The sequence below is a fragment of the Rhodococcus sp. UFZ-B548 genome, assembly GCF_903819475.1.
Taxonomy (GTDB): Bacteria; Actinomycetota; Actinomycetes; order Mycobacteriales; family Mycobacteriaceae; genus Rhodococcus_F; species Rhodococcus_F erythropolis.
The window spans coordinates 1-26,227 of the sequence record NZ_CAIJDS010000038.1; the positions used below are offsets into that span (position 1 = coordinate 1).

The window sequence follows — 26,227 nt, forward strand, 5'->3', positions numbered from 1 at the left end:
ACCGGCGGAGCAGATGCTCGAATTCGACACGTTTGATTATCACGCATTACCGGTAAAGCAAACCCATGACTACGTCCGCCACGGCACCACCACCTTGTTCGCCGCGTTGGAGATCGCAACCGGCAAGGTGACCGGGATCTGCCGGCCACGGCACCGTCACCAGGAGTTTCTGGTGTTCCTCAAACATGTGGCACGGGCGTATCCGGATCAGGAACTACATCTGGTGATGGACAACTACGCGACCCACAAGAAGGCCGAGGTCCGTCAGTGGTTGGCTGCGAACCCGCGGATCCATGTCCATTTCACCCCGACATCGGCGTCGTGGATGAACCTCGTCAAGGTGTGGTTCGGAATCATCGAACGTCAAGCGATCCACCGTGGGACTTTCCGCAGTGTCCGCGAACTCACGAGCAAGATTCAGGACTTCATCAACGGGTGGAATCCGCGGGCGCAGCCTTTCGTGTGGACGAAAACTGCCGAGCAGATCCTGGCGAAAGCCGACCGTAAAACAACTTCAAACTCGGGGCACTAGCGCCGTATCTCCCACAGATGGAGGGTCAGCGTGGCCTTAGACGTTCTTGCGACACTTCAAATCCATCAGGAATTGGCTTGAAAGGATACTTCGGACCAGATGGATCTGATTGATGTTCACGAAGAGCCCAGTAATCTATCTCGCCAATAACTGCATAGTCGTGAATCCCTCCTCGCAATCTCAATATATCTCTTTCCCATTCATCTTTGTGTGGTGCTCGAATTCGAGAATCTCCGTAAGATAGATGATTGGCCTGGACTATGTATGCATGAATATCAAGTGCTGCCGATTCCACCAGCGCCTCAAAACTGTGAATATCTTGGTTCCATTCTGGAACGAACAATGCATCTACATGACCGCGAAGCGCGGAACGATACTGAATATTTGTCAACTCGCTACAAATCAGAATAGCAAATCTAAAATCTCCGTGGGAAATTACAATTGGTTGGTCCCATTTCACCTCGGGTTCCAACCTCAACCCCTCCAATTCATCAAGCTTAATCCTTTCAAAACGCGCAGCACGCTGCTTATCCTGCACATAAACCGTATATAGATTGGATCCCCGAGAGCCTGTCCGAAGAGACGCCCATACTTGATTGTGAACTGTGTTCCTTCCGCCACTCCTATACTCGATCCCAGACAGCAAACTTATTCCGGAAGAACGAAGTTTATCGGCGAATGCGACGAACCACTGGGAGGGCATAGCAAATTCCGGTAGGAGGATGTAGTCCGGTGCAGGATTTCTAGATACCACCTCTCGAAATAGCCGTTTGAATCGTTCATAACGTCTTGCACTCAAATCCGGATAGCCTTTCGCCGCGGATTCCCAGGATGCTTCCTCGGTATCCACGGTTGCGAGCGCTATCCTCACTTTCCCTTGAATGTGATCAGAATTAACTACCCAAGTTGGATTGGTTCCATCCTCAGTTTGCCACATCGGAATAATAGATTCAGTCGAGTGCCCTCGCAATACGACCAGTATTGAACGAATTATTTTCCAAGGAGACAAGAGTTGCGAGTTATGCTTGCGCCTCATCGCCAACGATAACTCCCACGCATTCGGGGGCCTTGTAGAGAAAATGATCGGAGCAACGACACCACCTCGCGGAACTTCTCTTCCACCAAATCGCCCTAACTGCCTCAACTCGGTAAGCAACATCTCGGCGCCAGCAGAAAGTTCAGGGTCAACTGGAAGTAGCTCTAGCGAAGGATCTGCCTGTGGCAATATAGGTGATCGGGCAGTGCGAGGCGGAACATAATCTGGCTCCAGCAGCGAAAATCGATAAGGGATGTGCGATAAATCTCGGTTATGGAGACGGTCATTTAGATCAAGGATTGCTGCGTAACCCAGATTCCAATATACGCCTTCGGCAATGTCGTTCAATTTCTCGACAATTCTTAGCAGCTCGACCGTGTTGGAATTCGGTGAAACCCCACTAATTACATTATCGAATATTTGACGAGTCAGATTCGCGCTCCATTTTCGTATAATCTCTTCATCCTCAAGACCATTATCCACGTAGCTTTTATCGACGAATCCTCCCCCTTCCGAGTAGCTTTTGACACTGACAGTACATGTGTCACCTACAGAGCCAACGACGGCAATCAGTCCATCAATAAGCACATCCAGAGAGATCCAATCGCCGCAAGCCGTAGCAAGCTTTATCAACCTTGGAATGTAATCAGAATAGTCAAAGAAATTTGGGAGAACCAAAATCTGATCTTTGATCGATGCAAAGAAGGCTGTACGAAGATTCGCCCAGGATTTCAAATCCAGATTGCGTTCATAGTCTTCAAAGTCACGCAACTTTGTCGCAAATGCGGATCTGCGAACTGAGACCTGATCTGTGTCTCGCAGAGTTGTTGCCGGTTCACCATCTTTCTGGGTAGCAACAGCGATCTCTCGACCCACTTGGACAGGGTCGCTTGGAACCTCAGTAAATGAACGCCGCTCACTTGACCTAGCATCGAGCTCCCTTCTAATGGACCCCACCATTGCCTGACCCGAAGTGCCAGAAAGGTAGAATATCTTATTCTTCTCATTGTCGAAATAGACTCTAGATCCGGAAAGATAGGAAGGAGAAAAGCGGACACCCCTGAATGATCGACCGTTAGGCTCTACGCGTTCGATAAGTTTAAGTTGACCTTGAGAGTGTTCAATCAAACAATTCCAAATATCAAAATCCGACTCCACGTAACTATTGTCAACAACCAACATTATGTCGTCAACGTAGCGCGCATAATATGCCGGTTGTATCCTATCTAAGATAATGCGATCTAACTCGAAAAGAGCGAGATTTGCTACTACCGCGGAGGCTGGTAATCCCACCGGCAAACCAACTTCACGCCACCCTGTTTCAGACGAGACATGACCAATCCAAGCTAATAATGAATTGACAAATAGATTATTAATCTTCAATTCGATCGGCGTTAAATCGATTCCCAATACATCTTTTACAAACCCTCCACCTAAGAGAAACTCGGGGTTTAGCCGATGATAAAAAGAAGATACGTCGGCAGTCAAGGCAGTGATCGAGCGCCCCTCCTGCAGCGCACTACTCATCTCCCGTAATCCGCCATCTCGCCAACGTTGATACGCACTTGGATAGTGCTGAAATGTTCCGACCGAGAATTTCTTTAAATCTCCCGAATAAGTTCTTGCGATTCTGTTTCCCATCGATTCGGGGCCCAGTTTCAATTCTAATTTGTGACCGACCGAAAGTACCCAGTAAGTGGATAGCACATGCATGTCGATACTGCACTGCGACATCATGCGAAACTTCGCATTAGCTCGTTTTCCTGCAGTCCTTTGATTCCATGCATGTGATGCGTCGGACCAGAATACGGCTGACGTCGAATTATCCTTCGACTCTCTCACCGATTCCGGCACGAAGGTATATGTGCCCACGAATGCGCGATCAGATACCCAGTCCGTTGACTCACACTCTAACCGTTCCGAAAGAGAAGAAAGATTGGTGTGTAAATCTTCCTCGTAGGACATAATCTCACGGATTCGCGGATCAGATGAGAGGTAGAGGTCGACCTTTGCTTTGCGGTAAGCCAGGATCAGTTCAGTTAAGATTGACTCAGACATATCTATTTCCTACTATCGGTATTTACAAAATGATGGACACTTACGATTGAGAACATTATATTATTACGGAGCGCCGGCTGGTATTTTCAATCATTCTCAGGATGTAAGTAACCTCACACTCTTGTAGACCGCGAAGCGTGCGCTCGATCGGCAACAATCCAGCGGTATTCGACGGAGACCATCCTTCTCATGTAGCACCCACGAAGTTACTCCGGCGATCCCGGGCGTGTGCTCGTTTCGTGGGTGGTTTATCTCCGACCCTACCAACTTGACCACTACTGATTCTCTGCCTTCTAAATCTGCCCTCCCGTCATCGACCGATATAAACTCGATAATCACCGCCCCTGTAAAGCCGCGAGGCGCTCGTGTTTATACACCTGAAGCATTTGGTCGAAGTATCCGGGGTCGTGGCCAAGTCGATAATTCGCCTCCTCCGAGTCAAACAATCGATCAGAAGGCGGTAGGCTGAAGTGCTCCGACTCCGAAGAGGATATGTGGTGCTCAACTGGCCACCTATGCCTACGGCCACGGCCAGGTTCGGACGGCCATTTGCTGCGATCTGCCGATGCTGTTTTGAGTGACCTTCGCGGACAGTGATATTCCGGATACCGGACCTACTATGAACCGGTCCGCATCGCCATCCGAAGGCTGGATCTTCGACGTCTGATCTCTGTCAGCGGCTTAACTGACATAAAAGGCGGTTGTCGGACCCGGAAGTTTAGCCAGGCGAGCCCCCGTCCTCGAAAACAGTTGTACGACAAGGGGAAATCAGGCGAACCACTTGCACCGGTGGATGGGGCCGCAGATCCGGCTTTCGCCCGAGGCGATTTTCATTGACCTCGCCAATCGATTCTTCAATATGCCACTGGTGTCGCATCCTTCTTAGCCGCCGTACCGATCAAAGCGGTGACTACCGGACACGTCATTTGTGAATTCCGACACTTGCAGTCCGTCGGCAACCTCCATTCCGGTAGCTCCAGAAGGACGGAGCACTTCCTGTCGAACCACCCCCGCCATGGGGTGAATGTCCGTTATCTTCGTCGATAGTGGTTGCAATCTCCTGGCTGCTCGGCGTCCGTGTACGGATGCTGTCACCACGAAAGGGAGCACATCTGTGAATGGACTCGAAACGCCTACTCGTTTGTCCCGGACCACCGCCGTCTTCGGTGTCGGCGCGCTCGCTGCCGCGATCACCTTCGGCAGTGCAGTGGGTACTGCATCAGCCGACACTCCGGTCGTCGACTTCGGCAGTATCTCTTTCGCGGTGACCAACGGTCCCGGCAACACCATTTACGACGTCAACGCCATCATCAATCTCCCACCCGGCACACTGCCGCTAGGGATGATGAAGCCTCAGATCACTGCGCCCGCCGCAGCCCCTCAACCCGTCGACGACTCGTTTGCAGACACCGCATTGGACTTCATTCTGAGCTTCATTCAGGCTGCGGCCAGTTAGCCGACAACAGAAAAACGAGGCCCCAACTCGAAGGAGTTGGAGCCTCGTGTTGTGCTGTGCGGTTCGCGTTGCAACGTCGCGCTCGGTAACGGGAATCGTGGTCCAGGGCGTTTCGTCCGAGATTCCAGAGAGTTTGCGGCCTGGGCAGACGGTCCTGCGTCTCCTGCTCGGAGCCCTGAGTACGCCGCAATCACGGCGCCGGGCAACCGGCCGACACCGCCGGTGGGGCCGATGCTGCGGCTGGTCACCGGCTCATGAAGCACTGCGCGCTCCGACGGACATGGACTTCCAATCAAGGGCGCCAAACTACACTTCTCCGCACCTTCCTCGACCTCGTGACAGCGGAAGGTGACTGCGCTGGCTCGGACGACGCGAGTTGTGAGCTGGCCGAACTGCATGGCCGGCACCGATTCAGACACAAGTATGTCGGCGCAGCTCGGTAGGATTCGGCCATGCCGATCCCCGTCCATGCAGTCTTTGTGATGATCGCGTCACCGGGCGATATACCCGATGCGCGTAGTTCCGTCTACAACGCGCTGGCACAGTGGAACGAACACAATGCCGAGCGTTGGCAGACGGTCCTTGTTCCGCTGCGATGGGAAACATCGGCAGTTCCACAGCTCGGCCGATCGCCTCAGGCCATCATCAACACCCAACTCCTCCGCCGTGCCGATGTCGTCATAGCAATGTTCGGGAGTCGATTGGGTGCTCCGACTGAGGATGCGTTGTCCGGCACACTGGAAGAGATCGAGAGGGCACAATCCGGCGGAAAGCCGGTCCACCTTTACTTTTCGACCGCGCCTCACCCGAACGACATCGATCCCAGCCAACTCCAAGCCCTGCGGGACTTCAGAGCAGAAGTCGAGGAGCTCGGCCTGTACGGCACATTCAGTAGCGCCGATGAAATCGCAGCTCAGGTGGTACGGGCAATCGAGTACGACCTCGGCGAGATGGCCCTGGCTGAACCTCGAGTTACGCGTGGGCCCTCGGGTGTGGACTTCCTCGCGCAGCCAGGCCAGGCCAGCGTTCCGAAGACCGACTCCAAGGGACGGATCAAGAACGAAACGAAACGATGGGTCGAACTGACCAACCGAGGGGACGCCGACGCGCATGATGTCACCGTCACGATCGTCGGTGAAGGCAACTTCATACACGGTCCGGATTCGACCGTGATCCACGCCGGCCAATCCCGCCGCTACACGCTTCTCCGCACCTTTGGCGGCGGAGACCCGGTCATCGAGGTGACCTGGGCAGAGAACGGCGACGCGCGCAGCGAAGTGTTCCACGTCGGGTAACCGCCACCGGACGGTTCGGCGCTTCAGGCTACGGGAGCGCAGGCGGTCGCCGAGGGATCACCATCGGCTCAGCGACCGCGAAGTTGTCGCCCGTTCCTCGCCTCATCCACCATGGACATGCCAACACGCCATTGGTCTCGCTCAGTTACCTCCACTTTCCGAGCTCACTCTGAGCTTCGACGGGTCAGAGTCCGTACAGCTTCAATCCGACATGGTCGACGATGAAACGCTCATTCTCGGAGTCCATGGCGAAGTACACGCGCCCGACCTCATTAGGTGACGTGTGGTCGCCCAGTTTGAGGTGCGGCTCGCGACTGTAGGTCTTGCCGTCGAAGGTGAACCGCTCGAGCTTGTTCCGCCGCATGTACTTGTCCGTGGCCGCCAGCGTGAGGTTCCACTCCTGCTTGAACCAGTCGTCCGGGAGTATGCCCAACTGACATCCCAGGCGCCTGTAGTCGATCGCCGCCTTCGTCAAGGCAACGAGGGCATCCCGCATCACGTTGATGTTCGGGTAGTCGTCCCGCTTCCAAGACTGGTGCGCGTTGTTGGTGAAGACAATCGCGCCTTGGGCCTGCTTCCCGAGGTATGACGCCAGATCGGTAAGGTCCCCGGGGCCGAGGTCAGGCGCCTCGGACCATTCGGTAACGCGAACCCCGCTTGACTGGCGAGCCCTGTCAGCCTCCTGCCTCCAGTACTCCGCCGTTGCGGCCTGGGATTTGTAGCTGTCACGTTCTTCCTCGACCTGCTTGAACCACGATTCATATTGGTCGACTTCAGCCTTCAGCTCATCAATGACCCGGGCTTGCGTCTCGACTTCCTTCGAAAGGTCTCCCCCCAGACTTCGCTGCGGCGAGGTCGGCCGCGATCTGTTCATTCCGGGCTACGCGCTGGGCAGCTTTCGCTCTGCTGCGCAGCTGGTTGATGCCTCGAACCGTGACCGAAACTGAACTCAGCATCCGCAGGAGCCGACCAGGAGCGACCTGCGCCTGATCTGCCGTGAACGCCGGGTGTCGAAGCGTGAGGTCCGGCCAGACGAGGCAAGCCCCACCGTGCGGGATTGATGCGTCGATGCCGTCGAGGCGGTCCGCGAGTAGGCGCTGAGATTGGGCATCAACCGCAAGCACAGGTGCAAGGCCAGCGAGTTCACTTGCCGCATTGCGGGCGAGCCTCTCGCCGCAGGCATCTCCTCCGTCCACCAGGAGGATCGGCAGCAGCCTCCCATCTGCAGAAAGCGCCTCCCATACAAACTCTGCGTGTCTGGGGTTGACCCAGTTGAAGCGGCCGTCGACCCGGCTTGGGCCCGACCAGCATTGCAGATCGCGGTCACGAAGAATTGAGACAAGGAGGTGCGGTCTACGAAAGAAGTTGATCCCGGCAGGTGCGAGGACACCGTCGAGCGACTCCCGCCCCAGCTCCAGCCGCACTACGGTCCGATCGCTTTCAGCGAATACCGTTGCTATGCAAATGAAGTCGGCGCGGCCGGTCGTGGTGATCTCGGTCCTGACCGTGATGACTAGCGCGTGGGTCTCTGCGGCGCCTTCGGTTGACCAGGAGACCCGACGGCTGTCACTCCTGCCTTCCCGCCCGCTGACAAGGGTGGCTGTCCCGTCAGCCGAGAAGTCGCCGGCTGTCAGCACTGGGGAATGCTCGAAACTCACCCATTCGGCGAGCTGGTTCATGAGCCGATCGCGAACCTCGGCTGGCGTCAGCTCCCCGTCGTCCGAAGACCGAACATCCATCTCAATCACGTACAGAAGTTCCACCACGCCACCCGTTCTCAAAACCTGGCACAAAACTAGCGACCAACCCCGACATGATTGAGACGTAGGTCCAGTTCATCGGCGAACCTCCCGAACCGGGCTCGATGCCTCCAACTCACGCCAACCGGGAACCAGAGCGGTGATCATTGCTGTGAAGGCTTTGCCGTGGGAGCGGTAGCGCAGGCGGAGCAACTCGTGGACGACCACGTAGTCCTGGAACTCCTCGGGAGTGTCGACGAGGTCCTGCGCCAAGGTAACAACACCGTCGGGTGCACATGATCCCCACTTCTTCGGAGGCAGTCCCCGGCGATACTGATCTCGGACGGAAAGAGACGACGGCTATCGTCCGTGAATCCCGACCACCAGGCGTTGACCACGAGAGGCTGCTCCTGGTTCCGCACGTCGCCGGGCTTGAGCGTCGGGTAGAGGCCTGCGGTGCTCGTCCCAAGGAGCAGGTTCAGCATGCGCAGGATCGATAACTTGCCCACGTCGTTCGCACCAACGATGACCGCATGCCGGCGCACCGCGAGATCCAGGTCCTGGATCCGGCTGTGGTTGGTGATCTCCATCCTGGACAGACGCATGTCCGCCTCAACCCCCTCGTACTCTGGAGCTGAGACGCTGCTCCGAATTTGCGTTCTACCGAGCACAGTGAACCAGCAGGCTCCCCTCCCCTGGCGTAGTTCAGTATCGAATCCTTCGCCGAACATCTCCTCCGGCTTCCCGGCAGCTCCCTGCAAGTCCACCAAGCGCAAGTATCCCGGACGCCACAAGCAGAATCATGGTGATGACGCCAAAGCATCATCACACCCAGAATTCAGCTGTCACAGTCCGTTTCGAATCCTAATCTGCGCTGCAACCTCGACTGCGAAGTCCGGATCGGAGCGGATGCGCGCCACCACGTCGTCAGCGATCTTGTTCAAGTCGAGGAAACCCGTCAAGTCGACATCCACCCGCTGCGGGAAGCTGATGTCGGAGCGTCGGCTGTAGGCGCTGTCTCCATCGTCGCCGTACGCAGTAAGAACGTGGTCGTACACGAGGTGGACCTTGCTTGTGAAGATGTCCAACGTATACGGAGCTTCCGGAAGGCCCTCGTCGAGCACGCGGCGGATTGTGCTGTTGACGTCGTTGGTCGTCGCGACCTTGCGTCGCCAGTCCTGGACGAGCTTCTCGTGGAGGTGCACCAGGAGCTTCTTCGCGCTCTCCTTGACCACCGCGCGTTCCTCGGCCGTCAGCACAGGATCAGGTTGGGTTAGCAGGTCGAAGATCGCGAGTTCTTCCTCGGTCATGCCTTCGCGGACAGCGCGTTCTTCTTCCTCGGTGAGCGTCTTGGAGAGCTCAATGAGGCGGCGCAGGTACTCGTCGATGTTGACGCTGCCCGCGTTGTAATCGGCGATCAGTTGTTCGATGCGCTCGACCAGCTCATACCGCGTCGGGTTGCGCAACGCCGCACCGATGGCCTGCTGCCGCAGCAGTTGTGCGAGGCGGTCGGTCTCGGCCCGCTTGCGGCCAGTGAGCTTCGACGCAAGGCCATCAAAGTCGATGTGCGACAGGTCAATAAACGGGTCGGGCTTGGCGCCCTCGGCCGCGGCTCGGATGACGTACTCCTCAGCGCCGACCGACCGGTCGAGCAGGGCGTCTACGGCGTTGCGCACGGTCGAGATATCGGCCTCTGGTGGCCGGGTGACCTCGATGATCCGTTCATGCAACGCCCGGATAGCGGCAACGGTGCGCTGCTGCGCGGCGGCCTTCGGGTTCGGCAGAAGCGACTTAAAGAGCTTCCGTACTTGGCGCGCCTTGACGGTGAAGCCGTTTCGGGTTTCCTCGTCGACCAGCAGAGCCTCGACAGCGGCATCGCGCTTGGCGATGTGGTTGAACCCCTCGGCATCCCGCATGGCAATGAGGTCTACACAGGCGCTCGCGCAGTATGAGATCAGGTCCGCGACCGCTGAATCCAGTTCACCAGCGAGGGCGTCGATGATCTCAATAGGGGACGCCTTGGTGTTCGCAGCACCGTAGACGGCTAGTGCCTTCTCCAGGTTCCGGAAGACGCCGACGTAGTCAACGATGAGTCCGTTGTCCTTCTCCGGGAAAACGCGGTTGGCGCGCGCGATAGTCTGCATTAGCGTGTGGTTCTTCATCGGCCGATCGAGGTAGACCGTCGACACGCTTGGGGCGTCGAAGCCGGTCATCCACATCGCGCAGACGAACACCAGCCGCAGCGGGTCGTCGGCGTCCTTGAACTTCTCTGCGAGGTCTTCGCGGTTCATACGCTCACGGTGGGGGCGGATGTCGAGGCCGCGGTCGTCGAGCATCTTCAGTTCGTTCTGGCCTTGAGAGACGACGACCGCCATGTCGGTGGTCTTCATCAGCTCGATCCGTGAGGCCAGCCAGGGACGCTCCAGCTCAGGCAGCGCATCATGCTGCCGACGCAAATCGTCGAGGTGCTCAGCCCATGCTTCCCGGATGAGGTCATACATCCGTATCGCGGCAGCCTTGTCGAGGCCGACGTACATCGCCTTACCTGAGAACCCGCGCCCGACGAAGTGCCGCACCAAGTCGGCAGCGATCGTCTTGAGCCGCTCGGGCCGGGTCAGCAGCGTGTACTGCGTGCCGAACTCCCGCGCCAGAGCGCCCTCGGAATCCTCATCCAGCTCGGCGGCTTCGAGCAGATCGTCGAGCTCGTCGGAGAAGCCCTCGTTGACCAGTTGCAGCTCGGGGATGCGGTTCTCGTAGTAGAGCGGGACGGTCGCGCCATCCTCGATGGCGTCGCGGAAGTTGTAGATGCTGACATAGGTGCCGAACTGCTCGCGCGTCGCCTGCTCCTCGCCGGCGATCAGCGGGGTGCCGGTGAAGCCCATCATGGATGCGTTGGGCAGTGCGCGGCGCATGTTGAGTGCGAGGGTGTCGTACTGGCTGCGGTGGGCTTCGTCGGTGATGACGATGATGTCCGAGCGGTTCGACAGTACCGGCATCTCACGCTCGCCGGCCGCTTTGGAAGACTGGAACTTCTGGATCAGTGTGAATACGTAGCGGTGGTCGGCGGCCAACAACTCGCGCAGGTGCGTGATCGACTCGGCATGCACCTTGGCTTCGGATGGGATCGCTCCGGCGGCGGCGAACTCGCCGTGAAGTTGGGTGTCGAGCTCGGTGCGGTCGGTGACCATCACGAACGTCCACTTGCCCTGGACCTGGCGCAACACCTTCTGCGTGAACCACAGCATCGACAGTGACTTGCCGGAGCCCTGGGTGTGCCAGAAGACGCCGAGCCGATTGTCCTGTTCGGCACGCGCGCGGTGCAGGTTCTCGATCGCTGCGTTTACACCGACGTACTGGTGCGATCGCGCTACGTTCTTGATCAGTCCGCCAGGACGCTCCATGTAGGCGACGAAGTTCTCGAACAGGTCGAGAAGGATCGCCGGGTCGCAGGTGCCGCGCAAGGCCGTCTCTAACGCAATGGCCCCGCGCGTCCCGGTGGCGTCGATGACCTTCCAGTCGCCGAAGAACTCCCATGGAGAGTACGTCGAGCCGATCTTTGCTTCGCTGCCGTTAGAGAGCAGCACGAAGCAGTTGGGGACGAATAATTGCGGGATGGTGTCACGGTAGTCGGTGAGGTTGTCGTCGTACGCCGACTTGACCGGCTCGTTCGGTTCCTTGAACTCCATCAGAACCAGCGGCACGCCGTTGACGAACAGGGCGACATCGAGTCGGCGACTGTGCAGATGGCCCCTGACCCACATCTGCTGCACCGCCAGCAGGTCGTTGTTCGTCGGATCATCCTTCAAGTCGAGGTAGCGCAGATTCTCGATGCGCTTCTCGCCGTTCTCGCCGCTCCACTCGGCCTGGTAGCCGTCGCGTATCAGGTCATTGACCTCACGGTTGGCGCGTACCCGGTCCATGGCCGAGCGGTCTTTGGTGAGCACCTCGATGGCCTCGTTGATCGAGGTGTCGGGCACGTCCTCGGGGTTGAGCTTGCGCATCGCGAACCGGAGTCGGTGGGTGAGTACGACCTCGTGCTGGTAGTCGCGCCCTAGAGTGCCCTGTGCGCCAAGGGTTTCGGAGAACGCGTCGACTGGACTCCAGCCGAGCTTGGCAAGCAGCTCCATGCTTGGCTTCTCGACGTAGTCGAATTCCGGACCCTTGGCCATCATCACTACACGTGCTCCTCGATGAGTGCTTCGATATCGAGCGTCGAGACGTCGATCTGACCGGTGACGAGCTTGGGGAGCAGCCGGTCGCGTAACGCTTGCAACGATTCCGACTCGTCACGCAACACAGCGGCCTGCGAGAAGAGTGGCTCCATCACGGCCTCGAAAGCGTCCGCGACGTCCCCTGGCGGGACAGCGAGCAGGTACGTGTCGAAGCACTCGTTGCGGACGCGCTGGCGACCGCTGGCACCGCTCATGCTCGCGATGGCGTGCTTGCGGAAGTCGCCTTCACGTGCCAGGCAGTAGGTGAAGGCGGGACCGACTTCCTTGCCCCGCAGCACGATAAACTCGGTTGATCCAAGGCCGACTTCGCCCTCTGCGAGAGTTTGTACTAGGCCGGTCTTGCCGTTTTCGAGGCAGGGCGTGATGCGAGCGAACAGGGTGTCACCCTGTTCGAACTTTGCACCCGACCCACCCGACCGAAACTCGCTCGGTCGGCATCCCATACTGCGTTCATCCAGATCACCCATCGAGATAAACGGGTGCTCTACCGACTTGTCCAACTTGATTCGCGGGTTCACCGTGATCGGTGTCGAGGCGGGCGCTGCTCTCCACCCCTCAGGAATCGGGCCGAGCGTGGAGTCAACGAGTGGGACCTCCTCGTGGCCGGGATAACGGAAATTCACGAACCAGCCGCGGTATGTGGCCCGCGCCACCTCCTCCATCACCTCCACCCGCCGCCGGTTGTTCTCGATCAGGTCGTTGAGTGCGAGGAGCACATCCGCGATGCGATCCTGACCCGCTCGATCAGGAAGTCGAACTCGCATCGTTTTAGCGGAGCCCACGTTGAAGTGCTGTTGGGCGGACCCAACGAGTTGCGACTTGACTGCATGTTGTCCGTAGACCGAGTTGAATAGACCTGCGAGCACATGTGGATTCAACCGATCCGAGGGCGTGATAATCACTAGATCGGCACAGTTCGCACCGTCGAGACTATCCGGGATCACCGACGCGGTGCCCGGATATCCAGTCCGCACCACAACAACGTCGCCAGCCGAGAGTGAAGACTTTCGAAGCTTCGCGTTGAAGTCATCTCCGATGAAGAGCATGCCCTTCCTGTCGATGACGAATGGGCGTACATTCTGCGAACGGAGAAAGGGGATGCCCTCCTCGACATACTCGTTGGCCATCTTCCCGACATGCCCAACTGTCACACGCTCGCATAGGTCTCCAAGAACGACCTCTTCCCATACCGTCATGCGTCGAGGATCCCTTGCACAGCCGCGTCAACCTTGGCGCGCAGGACTTCCGCCTCATTACTCAGCCGCGTGAATTCCTCGTACAGCTCCTCAAGCTTGACCACGAAGTCCTCATCATCCTCGTCGACTGCCGCCGAGCCGGCGTATCGACCGGGGTTGAGGCTCCAGCCTTGGGCTTCGATCTCCGCGCGGGTGGCGATCTTGCACAGGCCCGGAATGTCGACGTACGCGCCGTCAGGGAAGTGCTGCTCGATCAAGGTCTCGCTGCCTGCAACCTTCTCGACGTCCTCCCCCCGGTAGAGCCGTACCACGTTGGCGAGGAACTCGATCTGATCCGGAGTGAAGTCGCGGTGGGCGCGGTCGATCTGGTTGTAGATGTGGCGTGCATCGAGGAACAGCACGGTGTCCTCGCGTGGCGTGCCGATCTTGGCCTTGTCGAAGAACCACAGCGTCACCGGGAGTGTCACAGTGTAGAAGAAGTTGGAACTGATCGAGACCATCACGTCGACTGCCCCGGACTCGATGATCTGTTTGCGGATTTCCTTCTCGGAGTGGCCCGCGTCGCCCGCTGAGTTGGCCATGACGAAGCCAGCGCGACCACGCGGTTTGAGCGCGGAGTAGAACTCCTGAATCCACAGGTAGTTGGCGTTGTCATTACGCGGCATGCCAAACCGGAACCTCTTGTCGCCGGCAAGTTGGTCCTTCTTGACCTTGTCGACATTGAACGGCGGGTTCGCCATGACGTAGTCGAACGCGCCGACCGCGCCGTGTGGGTCCTCGTAGTAGCTGTTGGCCTGACGGATGTCACCGGAAATACCGTGTAGCGCGAGGTTCATCTTCGCTAGCGGAACCGTGTCCTCCGTCTTCTCCGCACCGAAGATGGAGAGCTTGCTGGTGGCCGATTCGTGATGGCGCTCAACGAACTTGGCGCATTGGACGAACATGCCGCCCGAGCCGCAGGCGGGGTCAAAGACGCGGCCCTGGAACGGCTCCAGGATCTCGACAATAAGCCGGACGATCGAGTACGGCGTGAAATACTCACCACCGCCCCGGCCTTCCTGAGCAGCGAAGTTGGAGAGGAAGTCTTCGTAGATGAAGCCGAACGCGTCGCCTTCGAGTTGGGTGGGCAGCGGAGCGAACATGCGCAGCAACTCGATCAACGTTGCACGTTCGAGCTTCTGATAGCCGCGAGGAAGAACGTCCTTGAGTTCCGGGTTGGCAGCCTCGACAGCCCGGATTGCTTGATCGACGGCCTTGCCGACATCGTCACCCTCAGGCAGATCGACGAGGTGAGACAACCGCGACTCATCGGGCACATAGAGCACCGACTTCGCCTTGAAGTCTGCGATCGTCGCAGGGTTGCGCTTGGTGGCCCTTGCCTCGACTTCGCCACGCACTGACTCGAATCGGCTCTCGGCGTAGGCAAGAAACACCAAACCCAGCACCGGATCGCGGTACTGAACTGGCGTCAGCTTCGAGTTGGCTCGCAGTTCGTCGGCGGCGGCCCACAGGGTCGCGCGCACCTTGGCGAGGTCGGTAGTTTTCACGTTACGAGATTAGCTGGGGGTTACACCGGTTTGGCGCTAACCTCGCCCGACTGACATTGGCGTCCCGCAGCGTGGCGGCTGTCCCAGGAGGTCCCCGGTGCGTGCCTGCGCCACTGTGAGCGAACTACGGAGTGGCTCTGATCCGCCGTCACCCTCACGAGCGTTGGAGTGTGCCTGACCCGCCTCAAGTCGGGGACCGCGTCACGCAAACCGCCGAGGAGATGGTGACATCAGGAATGGGGACCTGTGCACACTCGTCCCCAACAGCAGCCGGCGAGGTTGATCACGTTGCCAACCCAAAAAGAACGAGGTCACGACCTCTTTCGAGTTCGTGACCTTGTTCGTCGCAGTTCGTGGAACTGCTCGTGGTGGGCGAAGGGGGACTTGAACCCCCACGTCCCGAAGGACACTGGCACCTGAAGCCAGCGCGTCTGCCATTCCGCCACTCGCCCGAGCAACGCCGAAACATTATCACGACAAACTTTGAAAGTTCTATTCGTGCAGCTCAGGGCACGAATCGATGAACACCGAGCACCCGAAAGCCCAGAACCGATACCATGCTGAAACAGCGGCCAGGTACTGCCGAAGCGACATTTGACAGTACCGTGGAACCTGTACAGCAGTTTGGACGACACGCGACAAGGCGGTGCCGGCGCTACTTGCCGAGCATTTTGCCGTCGTAGATGCGAGGCGAGAGGAGGGCCCGATGGGCATCGTGCAGCGTTTCGAACGAAAGCTCCAAGGAGCTGTCGGCGACGCATTCGCGCGGGTCTTCGGTGGTGGTGTTGTGCCGCAGGAAGTAGAGGCGGCGCTCCAGCAGGAGGCACGTGACCGCGTCGAGCACCTCGGCGGCGGAATCCTTCTCGCCCCCAACAACTACGTGATCACCATCAACAACTCCGATCACGAAGAGTTGGCAGCTGATCGCGAACTGACTACCAAAGCTTTCAGCCGACACCTGCAGGATTTCATCCGCGATCAGGGTTGGCAGACGTACGGCGACATCTCGGTCACTTTCGAGCCTTCGCCTACGCTCCACACCGGTCAGTTCCGCACCCGCGGAACCGTCGACCCGGATGGTGACGCCGAGCAGGCATCGCCGCCGTCGCATGTTCCGCAGGTTTCGTCGCGGCCTCCACAACGGCCGCCTCAGCGACCCGCACCGATTGTTCCCCCTGTTTCCAATCCAGTCCCGTCACAACCAGGAGCCGGCCCCATGACGCAGAACTCAGGCTACGAACCAAGCCGCGAACCGGCGGGTCGCCAGCCCGAACCGCAGCAGCCGGCACGGAACGGGTACTCCCACGACGACGGCGGTTACGCCGCTCCGCAGGGCCAGGAAGCGCCGTACCAGAACGGTTACGACCGCGGCGACGGTTACCGCACGGGCGACGACCAGCAGGGCTACAACCAGCAGCAGGGTGGCTACGACCAGCAGGCGTACCCGAACCAGCAGCAGCCGTACGAGCAGGCCGGTTACGACCAGCAGAGCTATGACCAGCAGGGCGGCGGCTACGACCAGCAGGGTTACCAGCAGCAGCCGTACGACCAGCAGGGCTACGGCCAGCAGGCGTACCAGGGTGGGTACGACCAGCAGGGCTACCAGCAGGGCGGCGGCTACGACCAGCAGGGTTACCAGCAGGGTTACCAGCAGCAGCCGTACAACGGCCAGTCCTACGATCAGCCGGGCTACGACCAGCAGAGCTACCAGCAGGGCGGCTACGACCAGCAGGCGTACACACAGCAGCCGTACGAGCAGGCCGGCTACGAGCAGGGCGGCAACTTCGAGCAGACGCAGGCCTACCCGCAGCAGGGTTACGCCCAGCCGCAGGGCGGTTACGCACCGACGGCCCAGAGCCTGACGGCAACCCTGCAGCTCGAGGACGGCAGCGGACGCCACTTCCAGCTTCGCGACGGCAGCAATGTCATCGGCCGCGGCCAGGAAGCTCAGTTCCGCCTCCCGGACACCGGCGTCTCACGTCGCCACATCGACATCCGTTGGGACGGCCGCACCGCGATGCTGTCCGATTTGGGATCCACGAACGGCACCACCGTCAACGGAGCACCGGTCCAGGACTGGCAGCTGGCAGACGGCGACATCATTCGTGCAGGTCACTCGGAGATTCTGGTTCGCATTCTCTGAGCTGAGAAACGGACGCCAGGATTTTTCCGATAACAATCGAACATTCGGCGGTCCGTCGGCGCGCCGCCGTCACGCGGCTGTCAGTATCGTGATCTTCGGGGCCCAGAGCCCCCTATGATGCTGCCAGTCGACAATGCTCGAACCCCGCTGCGGCGGGGCTCGAGCCATAGAAGGAGGTGGACAGCCGTGCAGGGCCTGATTCTGCAACTCACACGGGCGGGCTTCCTGCTCCTACTGTGGCTGTTCGTCTGGGCAGTCCTCCGCACTCTCCGTTCCGACATCTATGCCGGCTCCGGGGTCAGGGTTCCGCCGCGGTACACCCGCGCCGGAAAGGTCCTGCCCTCGCTGGGCAAGGCGAAGGTGCCTCGGTACCTGGTGGTCACGCAGGGCGCCCTCGCCGGTACCCGCATCACGCTGGGCTCACAGCCGGTGATGATCGGCCGCGCCGACGATTCGACGCTCGTTCTCACCGACGATTACGCGTCGACGCGCCATGCGCGGCTCTCGCAGCGTGGCGCTGACTGGTACGTCGAGGATCTCGGTTCGACCAACGGCACCTATCTGGACCGCGCCAAGGTCACCACTGCGGTGCGCGTGCCGCTGGGCACTCCGGTTCGCGTCGGCAAGACGGTAATCGAGCTACGCCCGTGACCCTTGTTCTCCGCTACGCGGCGCGCAGCGACCGCGGTCTCGTGCGCTCCAACAACGAAGATTCCGTGTACGCCGGTGCACGCCTGTTGGCCTTGGCCGACGGTATGGGCGGACACGCGGCCGGTGAGGTCGCGTCACAGTTGATGATTGCCGCTCTGGCGCATCTCGACGACGACGAGCCCGGCGAGGATCTGCTCGGCAAGCTCGAGGCGGCCACCCGCGAGGGCAACGATTCCATCGCCGATCACGTCGAGGAAGAACCCGAACTCGACGGCATGGGCACCACGCTCACCGCGATCCTCTTCTCCGGCAGCAAGCTCGGCCTCGTGCACATCGGCGACTCGCGCGCCTACCTGCTGCGCGACGACCACCTGACGCAGATCACCCGCGACGACACGTTCGTTCAGTCGCTGGTCGACGAGGGCAGGATCACCGCCGAGCAGGCCCACACTCACCCGCAGCGATCCCTGATCATGCGGGCGTTGACCGGCAACGAGATCGAGCCGACGCTCACCGTGCGCGAAGCCCGCGCCGGCGATCGTTACCTGCTCTGCTCCGACGGCCTCTCCGACGTGGTCAGCGACGAGACCATCGAGAACACGATGCGCGAGGGCTCGCAGGAGCAGTGCGCCGACCGTCTCATCGAATTGGCGCTGCGCAGCGGCGGTCCCGACAACGTCACCGTCGTTGTCGCCGATGTCATCGACCTCGACTACGGCCAGTCACATCCCATCGTCGCGGGCGCCGCGTCGACGGAAGAGGAAGAGGACGCCCCTCCCCCCAACACCGCTGCCGGCCGCGCCGCTGCCATGCGTCCGCCGCGCGCGACGCCCAAGCGAGTTGTCTCCCAACCCGAACCGGAACCGAAGAAGAAGCGGAACCGGTTGTGGTGGGTGGTCCTTGCCGTGGTGCTGATCGCACTGGTCGGCGTCGGCGCCGTGATCGGCCGCGCCGTCATCCGCAACAACTACTACGTCGGCGAAGACAACGGCCGCGTGACGGTGCTGCGCGGAATTCCCGGTTCGGTGCTCGGCTACTCGCTGCAAGACGCGGATCTGGTGGGTTGCGTCGGCGACGACGACGTCCTGACCCTCGTCTCCCCCGACGCGATTCCCAGCAACTGCAACATCCTCGAAGTGACGGATCTGCAGCCGTCGGCGCAGGAGCAGGTGCGCGCCGGGCTGCCGTCCGGCAAGCGTGAGGATGCGCAGAGCCAGATGATCCGTCTCATCGGCGGCGATCTGCTGCCTCGTTGTGAGCCGGTTCCGACAACGACGGCCACGCCCACTCCCCCGCCGGCACCGGAGACCACGCCGCCCCCCGCACCGCCCGGGGAGCCTGCTGCGCCGACGACGGCGGCACCCACGACTACGCCTACGCCGACCGACATTCCCGGTCAGACTTGCAGGACGGTCAACTGATGTCGTCCAACGCAGCTGCGGGGACGGCTTTTCCGAGTCCGCCCGGAGGTTTTGCCCCGGCGCCGGTCCAGTCGACCCGTCGAAACATGGAGCTACTGCTCCTGGGCTTTGCAGTCATCATCACGACGGTCTCGCTTCTGCTCGTCGAGGCGAGCCAGGAACAGAAGATCACGCTGGACCTCGCCAAGTACGCGCTCGCGTATACGGGCTTGTTCCTGATCGCGCACTTGGCAATTCGGCGGTATGCGCCGTACGCCGATCCGCTGCTGCTGCCGATCGTCGCCCTGCTCAACGGCCTCGGGTTGGTGCTCATCCACCGACTCGACCTCGCCGACGAACAGACAGCGCTCTACAACGGCGTCGAGGCACCGTCACCGGATGCGAACCAGCAGGTCATGTGGACTGCATTGGCGATCACCGGTTTCGTGCTGTTGCTGGTGTTCTTGAAGGACTACCGCCTGATGGCGCGGTTCAGCTACACGCTCGGCCTCGCAGGTCTGGTGTTCCTGGCGATTCCCGCGATCCTGCCGGCGAAGTTCTCGAGCGTGAACGGCGCAAAAATCTGGATTCGCCTGCCCGGATTCAGCATTCAGCCAGGTGAGTTCGCGAAGATCCTGCTCATCATCTTCTTCGCGTCAGTTCTCGTCGCCAAGCGTGACCTGTTCACCTCGGCCGGTAAACACTTCCTGGGCATGGACTTTCCGCGTGCCCGCGACCTGGGCCCGATCCTGCTCGCCTGGATCGTCTCGGTGGGCGTTCTCGTCTTCGAAACCGACCTCGGTACGTCGTTGCTGCTCTTCAGCACCGTGCTGGTGATGCTCTACATCGCGACCGAGCGTGTGGGCTGGCTGGTGATCGGCGGCGGACTGCTCGCCATCGGATTCTTCTTCGCCTACAAGATGTTCGGACACGTGCGCGTGCGCGTCGACACCTGGCTGGACCCGCTCGGCGACTACGCCAACACCGGGTATCAGATCTCGCAATCGCTGTTCGGCCTGGCCACCGGTGGTATCGCCGGAACAGGTCTGGGCAGTGGCCGGCCCAACCAGGTGCCGTTCGCGAAGACGGACTTCATCATCGCGACCATCGGCGAAGAGCTCGGTCTGATCGGCCTGGCCGCTGTGCTGATGCTGTTCTTGCTTCTCATCGTGCGCGGCCTGCGTACGGCGTTGGCGGTGCGCGACAGCTTCGGCAAGCTGCTGGCCGCCGGTCTGTCGTTCACCATCGCGATCCAGATCTTTGTCGTCGTCGGCGGCGTCACCAAGCTGATCCCGCTGACGGGTCTGACAACACCGTTCATGTCGTACGGCGGCTCGTCGCTGCTCGCGAACTACCTACTGCTGGCCATCCTCGTCCGGATCTCGGACGCGGCTCGTGCGCCGGTAGTGACGAAGAAGAAAGGTCCGCCCCCAATCGCTGACGCCAATACCGAGATGATGCCGCGCGTATGAACACTCCACTGCGCCGCGTCGCGATGGCCGTCATGGTGATGGTCGTCGCGCTCCTCGCCAACGCCACGTACGTACAGGTCATCAAGGCTGACGACCTGCGAGCCGACCCGCGCAACTCGCGGGTGCTGCTCGACGAGTACTCACGCCAGCGAGGTCAGATCTCAGCTTCCGGTCAGGTGCTTGCCGCCTCCCGCGCCACCGACGACCGGTACAAGTACCTGCGCGAGTATCCGAATCCGTACCCGTACGCACCGGTCACGGGCTTTTACTCGATGCAGTACGGCAGCGCCGGCCTCGAGCGCACCGAGGACCCGATTCTCAACGGCTCGGACAACCGGCTGTTCAGTCAGCGCTTCTTCGACCTGGTGTCCGGACGCGATCCGCGCGGCGGCAACGTCGTCACGACGCTCAATCCGGCCATGCAGCAGGTGGCGTACGACCAGCTGACCAGTAAGGGTTACACCGGTTCCGTCGTCGCCATCGAGCCGAGCACCGGACGCATCCTGACGATGGTCAGCACTCCGAGCTACGACCCGAACCTGCTTGCCAGCCACGACGGCGCCGAAACCACGAAGGCGTGGGACGAGCTCAATGCCGATCCCAACGATCCGTTGGTCAACCGCGCTATTTCGCAGACCTACCCTCCCGGTTCGACGTTCAAGGTGCTCACCACGGCCGCAGCTCTTGGCAACGGTGCGACGCCGGACGACCAGCTGACCGCGGCTCCGCAGATCACGCTGCCCGGCACCAGCACGACCCTCGAGAACTACAACGGCAGCACCTGCGGCCCCAACCCGACGGCGTCGTTGCGTGACGCGTTTGCGCGCTCGTGCAACACGGCTTTCGTCGAACTGGGCATCAAGGACGGCGCGGACGCCATCAAGGACGAGGCCAGCGCTTTCGGCATCGGGCCCAACACTCCGGCGATCCCGCTGCCGGTTGCGGACAGCACCGTCGGCGACATCTCCGACGACGCGGCTCTCGGCCAGACCAGCATCGGCCAGCGCGACGTCGCGGTGACCCCGCTCGAGAACGCAGTGATCGCCGCGACCGTCGCCAACGGTGGTGTGCGGATGCAGCCCAACCTGATCTCCCAGTTGCAAGCACCGGATCTGACCGATCTCAGTACGCCGTCACCGGTGTCGATGGGTCAGGCGATCTCGCCGGCAGTGGCCGCAACGCTGACTGACCTGATGATCGGCTCGGAGAACTTCACCGGCGGCGACGGCAAGATCCCCGGGGTTCAGATCGCGTCCAAGACCGGTACCGCCGAGCACGGCGTGAACCCGCGGGAAACCCCGCCGCACGCCTGGTACATCGCTTTTGCACCGGCGCAGAATCCGACGGTCGCCGTGGCCGTCATCGTCGAGAACGGTGGTGACCGCGGACTTGCCGCTACCGGTGGCTCGGTTGCTGCGCCGATCGGTCGTGCAGTCATCGCAGCCGGAATCCAAGGGGGCTGAACCGTGGCGTTGAACAACGGCGCTTTGATCGCCGATCGTTACCGATTGATCCGTCTCATCGCCACCGGTGGGATGGGTCAGGTGTGGGAAGCCACCGACTCCCGGCTCAACCGTCGCGTCGCCGTCAAGGTACTCAAGTCCGAGTTCTCGTCCGATCCGGAGTTCTTGGAGCGCTTCCGCTTCGAGGCCCGCACCACCGCGCAGCTCAACCATCCCGGTATCGCCGGAATCTACGACTACGGCGAGACCCGTGACAGCTCGGGCGATTCCACGGCGTACCTGGTGATGGAACTCGTCAACGGTGAGCCGCTCAACGCCGTCCTGGCACGCGTCGGCCGCCTGGCGGTTCCGCATGCCCTCGACATGCTCGAGCAGACCGGCCGCGCCCTGCAGGTCGCACACGACGCCGGTGTCGTGCACCGCGACGTGAAGCCGGGCAACATCCTCATCACGCCGACGGGCCAGGTGAAGATCACGGACTTCGGCATCGCCAAGGCCGTCGAGAACTCGCCCGTCACGCGTACGGGAATGGTGATGGGCACCGCCCAGTACATCGCGCCCGAGCAGGCTCTCGGTCAGGACGCGACCGCGGCGAGTGACGTGTACTCGCTGGGAATCGTCGGATACGAAGCACTTTCGGGTCGACGCCCGTTCACCGGTGACGGCGCGCTCACCGTCGCGATGAAGCACGTGCAGGAAACCCCGGCGCCGATGCCGGCCGACCTGCCGGCGAACATCCGCGAGCTCATCGACATCACGTTGACCAAGGATCCGGCCGGCCGTTACGCCAGTGGCGGTGAGTTCGCCGACGCCGTTGCAGCCGTTCGAGCAGGGAGGCGTCCACCGCCGCCCGGTCTGCTCGCCACCGGTGCCGCGAGCGCGTTGCCGGCTACGGGTGCCACGCAGGTCATGCCGCCGACGTACGCGGGCCCGGTGACGGGCGCAGCTGTTGCGGACGACGCGGCAGCCGGCGGAATGACCAGTGGACAGAAGGCCGTGGCATGGGCCGGCGGCGGATTGATCTTGTTGGCGTTGATCATCGGCGGAGTCTGGATCGCGACCGACGGTCCGAGCGACCCGACGCCGCCCGTCGTCACGTCCACGACGTTGCCGACCACCACGACGACCAAGCCCACCACCACGACGACTCGGCCGACGACGACCACCGAGCCGACAACAACGACGACTCGGCCGACGACAACCACGACCGAGCCGACAACCACAACGACAACGCCGACCACGACAACAACAACTCCGACGACCACAACCACCACCACGACGACAACGACGACCACAACGACCACTGAGCCGTTGGCGGATCCCGGAGACGCTGAAGAACCGCTAGGACAAGACCAATGACGACACCCCGCAATCTCTCCTCCCGCTACGAGCTGGGTGAGATTCTCGGCTTCGGCGGAATGTCCGAGGTTCACCTGGCGCGCGACCTCCGACTCAGCCGCGACGTCGCGATCAAGGTGCTGCGTGCAGACCTCGCGCGCGATCCCACGTTTTACTTGCGGTTCCGTCGTGAGGCGCAGAACGCTGCCGCGCTGAACCATCCGGCGATCGTGGCCGTCTACGACACCGGTGAAGCCGAGACCGACGCCGGACCGCTGCCGTACATCGTCATGGAGTACGTCGACGGCGACACGTTGCGTGACATCGTGCGCAGCACCGGGCCGATGACTCCGCGCAAGGCGATGGAAGTGATCGCGGACGTCTGTGCCGCTTTGGACTTCAGCCACCGCAACGGCATCGTGCACCGCGACGTCAAGCCCGCCAACATCATGATCAACCGTGCCGGCGCCGTGAAGGTGATGGACTTCGGTATCGCCCGTGCCATTTCCGACGCGTCGAGCCCGATGACGCAGACGGCCGCCGTGATCGGCACCGCTCAGTACCTTTCGCCGGAGCAGGCGCGAGGTGAGCAGGTGGACGCACGTTCGGACGTCTACTCGCTCGGTTGTGTGCTGTTCGAAATTCTGACGGGCGAGCCGCCGTTCAAGGGTGATTCACCGGTCGCCGTGGCGTACCAGCATGTTCGTGAGGATCCGCAGACGCCGTCGGAGATCAATCCCGACATTCCGCGCGAGCTGGATTCGATCATTCTCAAGGCGATGAGCAAGAACCCGGCCAACCGCTACCAGAGCGCCGGCGACATGCGCAGCGACTTGGTACGCGTTCTGGGCGGTCAGCGTCCGAGTGCTCCGATGGTGATGAACGACGAGGACCGCACCACCATCCTCGGCGCCGTCGGCTCCGACACCGGGAACTACCGCACTGCTCCTGATCCGGTCGAGCCGGTTCCTGCACGGACAACTCGCGCTGCCGAGCCGCCTGCCAAGAAGAAGGGCGGACGCTACGCCCTGATGGGCATCGCGGCGCTTCTGGTGATCGGACTGGTGACGTTCTTCCTCATTCGGGTGAACTCGCCGAAGGTCGAGATGGTGACCGTTCCGGGTGACCTCACCAACCAGCCCGCTGATGTCGCCGAGGCGACGCTGACCAACGCCGGATTCCAAGTGGAGCGTCAGCAGAAGACGGACAAGGTGATCGCTGCGGGAAACGTCATCACGACGCGTCCGGTTGCCGGGGTGCGCATCGAGAAGGGCAGCACCGTCACCATCGACGTGTCCACCGGCCCCGAGCAGGTCGCGATCCCTCGCCTGACCGGCCTGAGCCAGGACGACGCCGAGAAGAAGCTCAACTCCGTTGGACTCCGACTTGATCCGACCATCGGCAAGGCCGCGTCGACCATTGCCGAGGTCGACAAGATCGTCAATCAGGATCCGGCCGTCGGAGTGTCGGTTGTTCTCGATTCCGCGGTCTCGATCACCGTCGGCACCGGTCCGGAGCAGGTTCGTGTCCCGGATGTGACCGGTCAGCGTGAAGAGGTGGCGAGGCCCAACATCGAAGGTGCCGGGTTCGTCGTCCAGATCACGGAGATCGATTCGGGACTGCCGAAGGGACAGGTCGTTTCGACCGACCCGACCGGCGGCACGTCGGCCACCAAGGGTTCGACCGTGACGCTGCGGGTGTCCAACGGCAACCAGGTCGCGATGCCTGATCTGACCAACAAGACGGTGTCCGAGGCGTTGACCACGCTTCGCGCAGCCGGCTGGGCGGGAACTGCATCGCAGCTGGTGCAGAACCAGAGCACGACGCTCACCCCGGAAATGGTGGGCAAGATCGTCTCGCAGACGCAGCCTCCGGGCTCGGAGATCTCCAAGGACGCAGTCATCACCGTCAGCGTCGGAGCGCTCGGAATCCCCGGCCGCTAGCAAAGTGAAAAAGTGCCTCCCGGAGATTTCCGGGAGGCACTTTTTTGTGGACAGGTGTCAGAGAATTGCGGGCAATGCGCCACCGAGCGCCGACGCGACCTCGGCCTCGAGGGCTGCGACGAGCCCTTCCGGGGGCGCCTCACCGCAGACTGCGAGCCAGTTCGCGAGCATCCGGTGCCCACCCTGAGTGAGTACGGACTCTGGGTGGAACTGGACGCCGTGAATCGGCAGTTCGCGGTGACGCATCGCCATCACGACGCCGCTCTCGGTGTGTGCGGTCACCTCGAGTTCCTCGGGAATGGTGTCCTCGAGAACCGTCAGCGAGTGGTAGCGGGTAGCGGTGAACGGATCGGGCAGCCCGGCCAGGACGCCGACGTCCTTGTGGTGAACCAGACTCGTCTTGCCGTGAAGCAGTTCGGGCGCGCGGTCGACGGTTCCGCCGAAAGCCGCACCGATCGCCTGATGTCCGAGGCAGACGCCGAGCAGCGGGGTCTTGGTGTCGGCGCAGACCTTCACCAGATCCATCGTCGCTCCCGCGCGCTGCGGAGTTCCGGGGCCAGGGCTCAGGAGAATGCCGTCGAACTGCGCTACTGCACCCTCGAGGTCTGCTGTCAGTTGTGGATCGTCGTTGCGCCAGACCACGGCTTCGGTTCCGAGCTGGCCGAGGTACTGCACCAGGTTGAACACAAAGCTGTCGTAGTTGTCGACGACGAGAATCCTCATGAG

The 26,227-nt window shown here is 61.1% G+C and carries 17 protein-coding genes and 1 tRNA gene; 10 read left to right on the plus strand and 8 right to left on the minus strand.

Going from position 1 to position 26,227, the window contains the following annotated elements; translation table 11 throughout:
• Positions 1-532, plus strand: a 532-nt coding sequence (locus tag H7C86_RS25660; protein WP_182262465.1) for an IS630 family transposase, incomplete at its 5' end; no start/stop codon positions are given.
• A 25-nt stretch (positions 533-557) separates the two neighbouring features.
• On the opposite strand, the gene H7C86_RS25665 is transcribed toward H7C86_RS25660, so the two are convergent.
• Entirely contained in the window at positions 558-3,626 is a 3,069-nt protein-coding gene (locus H7C86_RS25665) for a reverse transcriptase domain-containing protein (protein ID WP_182262466.1), read from the minus strand.
• Positions 3,627-4,740: 1,114 nt separating this feature from the next.
• On the opposite strand from H7C86_RS25665, the gene H7C86_RS25670 reads away from it, so the two are divergent.
• The gene (locus tag H7C86_RS25670) at positions 4,741-5,082 is read left to right on the plus strand and encodes a hypothetical protein (protein WP_182262467.1); all 342 of its coding nucleotides are present in this window, start codon (positions 4,741-4,743) and stop codon (positions 5,080-5,082) included.
• A gap of 452 nt (positions 5,083-5,534) precedes the next feature.
• Positions 5,535-6,377: a DUF4062 domain-containing protein gene (locus tag H7C86_RS25675; protein WP_182262468.1), complete on the plus strand. Its 843-nt coding sequence runs from the start codon at positions 5,535-5,537 to the stop codon at positions 6,375-6,377.
• Between the two features lie 184 nt (positions 6,378-6,561).
• Here H7C86_RS25675 and H7C86_RS25680 read toward each other — a convergent pair whose 3' ends face one another.
• From H7C86_RS25680 to H7C86_RS25705, 6 genes are all read right to left on the minus strand, one after another.
• The gene (locus tag H7C86_RS25680) at positions 6,562-7,251 is read right to left on the minus strand and encodes a hypothetical protein (RefSeq protein WP_182262469.1); all 690 of its coding nucleotides are present in this window, start codon (positions 7,249-7,251) and stop codon (positions 6,562-6,564) included.
• Positions 7,252-8,212: 961 nt separating this feature from the next.
• Positions 8,213-8,437 (minus strand): M48 family metallopeptidase, encoded by a 225-nt coding sequence (locus H7C86_RS25685; RefSeq protein WP_182262485.1) that lies wholly within the window; start codon positions 8,435-8,437, stop codon positions 8,213-8,215.
• Between the two features lie 524 nt (positions 8,438-8,961).
• Positions 8,962-12,288, minus strand: coding sequence for a type I restriction endonuclease subunit R (locus H7C86_RS25690; protein WP_182262486.1), 3,327 nt, complete (start codon positions 12,286-12,288; stop codon positions 8,962-8,964).
• Positions 12,289-12,290: 2 nt separating this feature from the next.
• The gene (locus H7C86_RS37385) at positions 12,291-13,112 is read right to left on the minus strand and encodes a hypothetical protein (RefSeq protein ID WP_259349296.1); all 822 of its coding nucleotides are present in this window, start codon (positions 13,110-13,112) and stop codon (positions 12,291-12,293) included.
• 428 nt (positions 13,113-13,540) lie between these two features.
• Positions 13,541-15,091: a class I SAM-dependent DNA methyltransferase gene (locus H7C86_RS25700; RefSeq protein ID WP_182262470.1), complete on the minus strand. Its 1,551-nt coding sequence runs from the start codon at positions 15,089-15,091 to the stop codon at positions 13,541-13,543.
• 366 nt (positions 15,092-15,457) lie between these two features.
• Positions 15,458-15,543, minus strand: a tRNA-Leu gene (locus H7C86_RS25705).
• A 254-nt stretch (positions 15,544-15,797) separates the two neighbouring features.
• Here H7C86_RS25705 and H7C86_RS25710 point away from each other — a divergent pair.
• The 7 genes from H7C86_RS25710 (at position 15,798) to pknB (ending at position 25,501) form a co-directional block, all read left to right on the plus strand.
• Positions 15,798-17,234 carry a DUF3662 and FHA domain-containing protein gene (locus H7C86_RS25710; RefSeq protein ID WP_182262471.1) on the plus strand — a complete coding sequence of 479 codons (1,437 nt, stop codon included), beginning with the start codon at positions 15,798-15,800 and terminating at the stop codon, positions 17,232-17,234.
• Positions 17,235-17,420: 186 nt separating this feature from the next.
• Positions 17,421-17,885: an FHA domain-containing protein gene (locus H7C86_RS25715; protein WP_003943418.1), complete on the plus strand. Its 465-nt coding sequence runs from the start codon at positions 17,421-17,423 to the stop codon at positions 17,883-17,885.
• Positions 17,882-19,306, plus strand: coding sequence for a PP2C family serine/threonine-protein phosphatase (locus H7C86_RS25720; protein ID WP_030536701.1), 1,425 nt, complete (start codon positions 17,882-17,884; stop codon positions 19,304-19,306). Before H7C86_RS25715 ends, H7C86_RS25720 begins: the two co-directional genes overlap by 4 nt.
• A complete protein-coding gene (locus H7C86_RS25725; RefSeq protein ID WP_007735775.1) occupies positions 19,306-20,757 on the plus strand; it encodes an FtsW/RodA/SpoVE family cell cycle protein in 1,452 nt (483 codons plus the stop codon). The genes H7C86_RS25720 and H7C86_RS25725 overlap by 1 nt, the downstream gene beginning before the upstream one ends.
• On the plus strand, positions 20,754-22,220 hold the full coding sequence (locus H7C86_RS25730) for a penicillin-binding protein 2 (protein ID WP_007735774.1): 1,467 nt from the start codon (positions 20,754-20,756) through the stop codon (positions 22,218-22,220). Before H7C86_RS25725 ends, H7C86_RS25730 begins: the two co-directional genes overlap by 4 nt.
• 3 nt (positions 22,221-22,223) lie before the next feature.
• Complete coding sequence (locus H7C86_RS25735; RefSeq protein ID WP_182262472.1) at positions 22,224-23,579, plus strand: protein kinase domain-containing protein; 1,356 nt, start codon at positions 22,224-22,226, stop codon at positions 23,577-23,579.
• Positions 23,576-25,501 (plus strand): Stk1 family PASTA domain-containing Ser/Thr kinase, encoded by a 1,926-nt coding sequence (pknB, locus tag H7C86_RS25740; protein WP_019746231.1) that lies wholly within the window; start codon positions 23,576-23,578, stop codon positions 25,499-25,501. Before H7C86_RS25735 ends, pknB begins: the two co-directional genes overlap by 4 nt.
• 57 nt (positions 25,502-25,558) lie before the next feature.
• Here pknB and H7C86_RS25745 read toward each other — a convergent pair whose 3' ends face one another.
• A complete protein-coding gene (locus H7C86_RS25745) occupies positions 25,559-26,224 on the minus strand; it encodes an aminodeoxychorismate/anthranilate synthase component II (protein ID WP_003942537.1) in 666 nt (221 codons plus the stop codon).
• Positions 26,225-26,227: the final 3 nt, after the last annotated feature.

What these genes read in the sequence shown, in the direction of transcription:
- H7C86_RS25710 (WP_182262471.1), top strand. Translation starts at nt 15,798, where the DNA reads ATGGGCATCGTGCAGCGTTTCGAACGAAAGCTCCAAGGAGCTGTCGGC.
- H7C86_RS25675 (WP_182262468.1), top strand. Translation starts at nt 5,535, where the DNA reads ATGCCGATCCCCGTCCATGCAGTCTTTGTGATGATCGCGTCACCGGGC.
- H7C86_RS25690 (WP_182262486.1), bottom strand. Translation starts at nt 12,288, where the DNA reads ATGATGGCCAAGGGTCCGGAATTCGACTACGTCGAGAAGCCAAGCATG.
- H7C86_RS37385 (WP_259349296.1), bottom strand. Translation starts at nt 13,112, where the DNA reads ATGCGAGTTCGACTTCCTGATCGAGCGGGTCAGGATCGCATCGCGGAT.
- H7C86_RS25725 (WP_007735775.1), top strand. Translation starts at nt 19,306, where the DNA reads ATGTCGTCCAACGCAGCTGCGGGGACGGCTTTTCCGAGTCCGCCCGGA.
- H7C86_RS25665 (WP_182262466.1), bottom strand. Translation starts at nt 3,626, where the DNA reads ATGTCTGAGTCAATCTTAACTGAACTGATCCTGGCTTACCGCAAAGCA.
- H7C86_RS25680 (WP_182262469.1), bottom strand. Translation starts at nt 7,251, where the DNA reads ATGAACAGATCGCGGCCGACCTCGCCGCAGCGAAGTCTGGGGGGAGAC.
- H7C86_RS25745 (WP_003942537.1), bottom strand. Translation starts at nt 26,224, where the DNA reads ATGAGGATTCTCGTCGTCGACAACTACGACAGCTTTGTGTTCAACCTG.
- H7C86_RS25730 (WP_007735774.1), top strand. Translation starts at nt 20,754, where the DNA reads ATGAACACTCCACTGCGCCGCGTCGCGATGGCCGTCATGGTGATGGTC.
- pknB (WP_019746231.1), top strand. Translation starts at nt 23,576, where the DNA reads ATGACGACACCCCGCAATCTCTCCTCCCGCTACGAGCTGGGTGAGATT.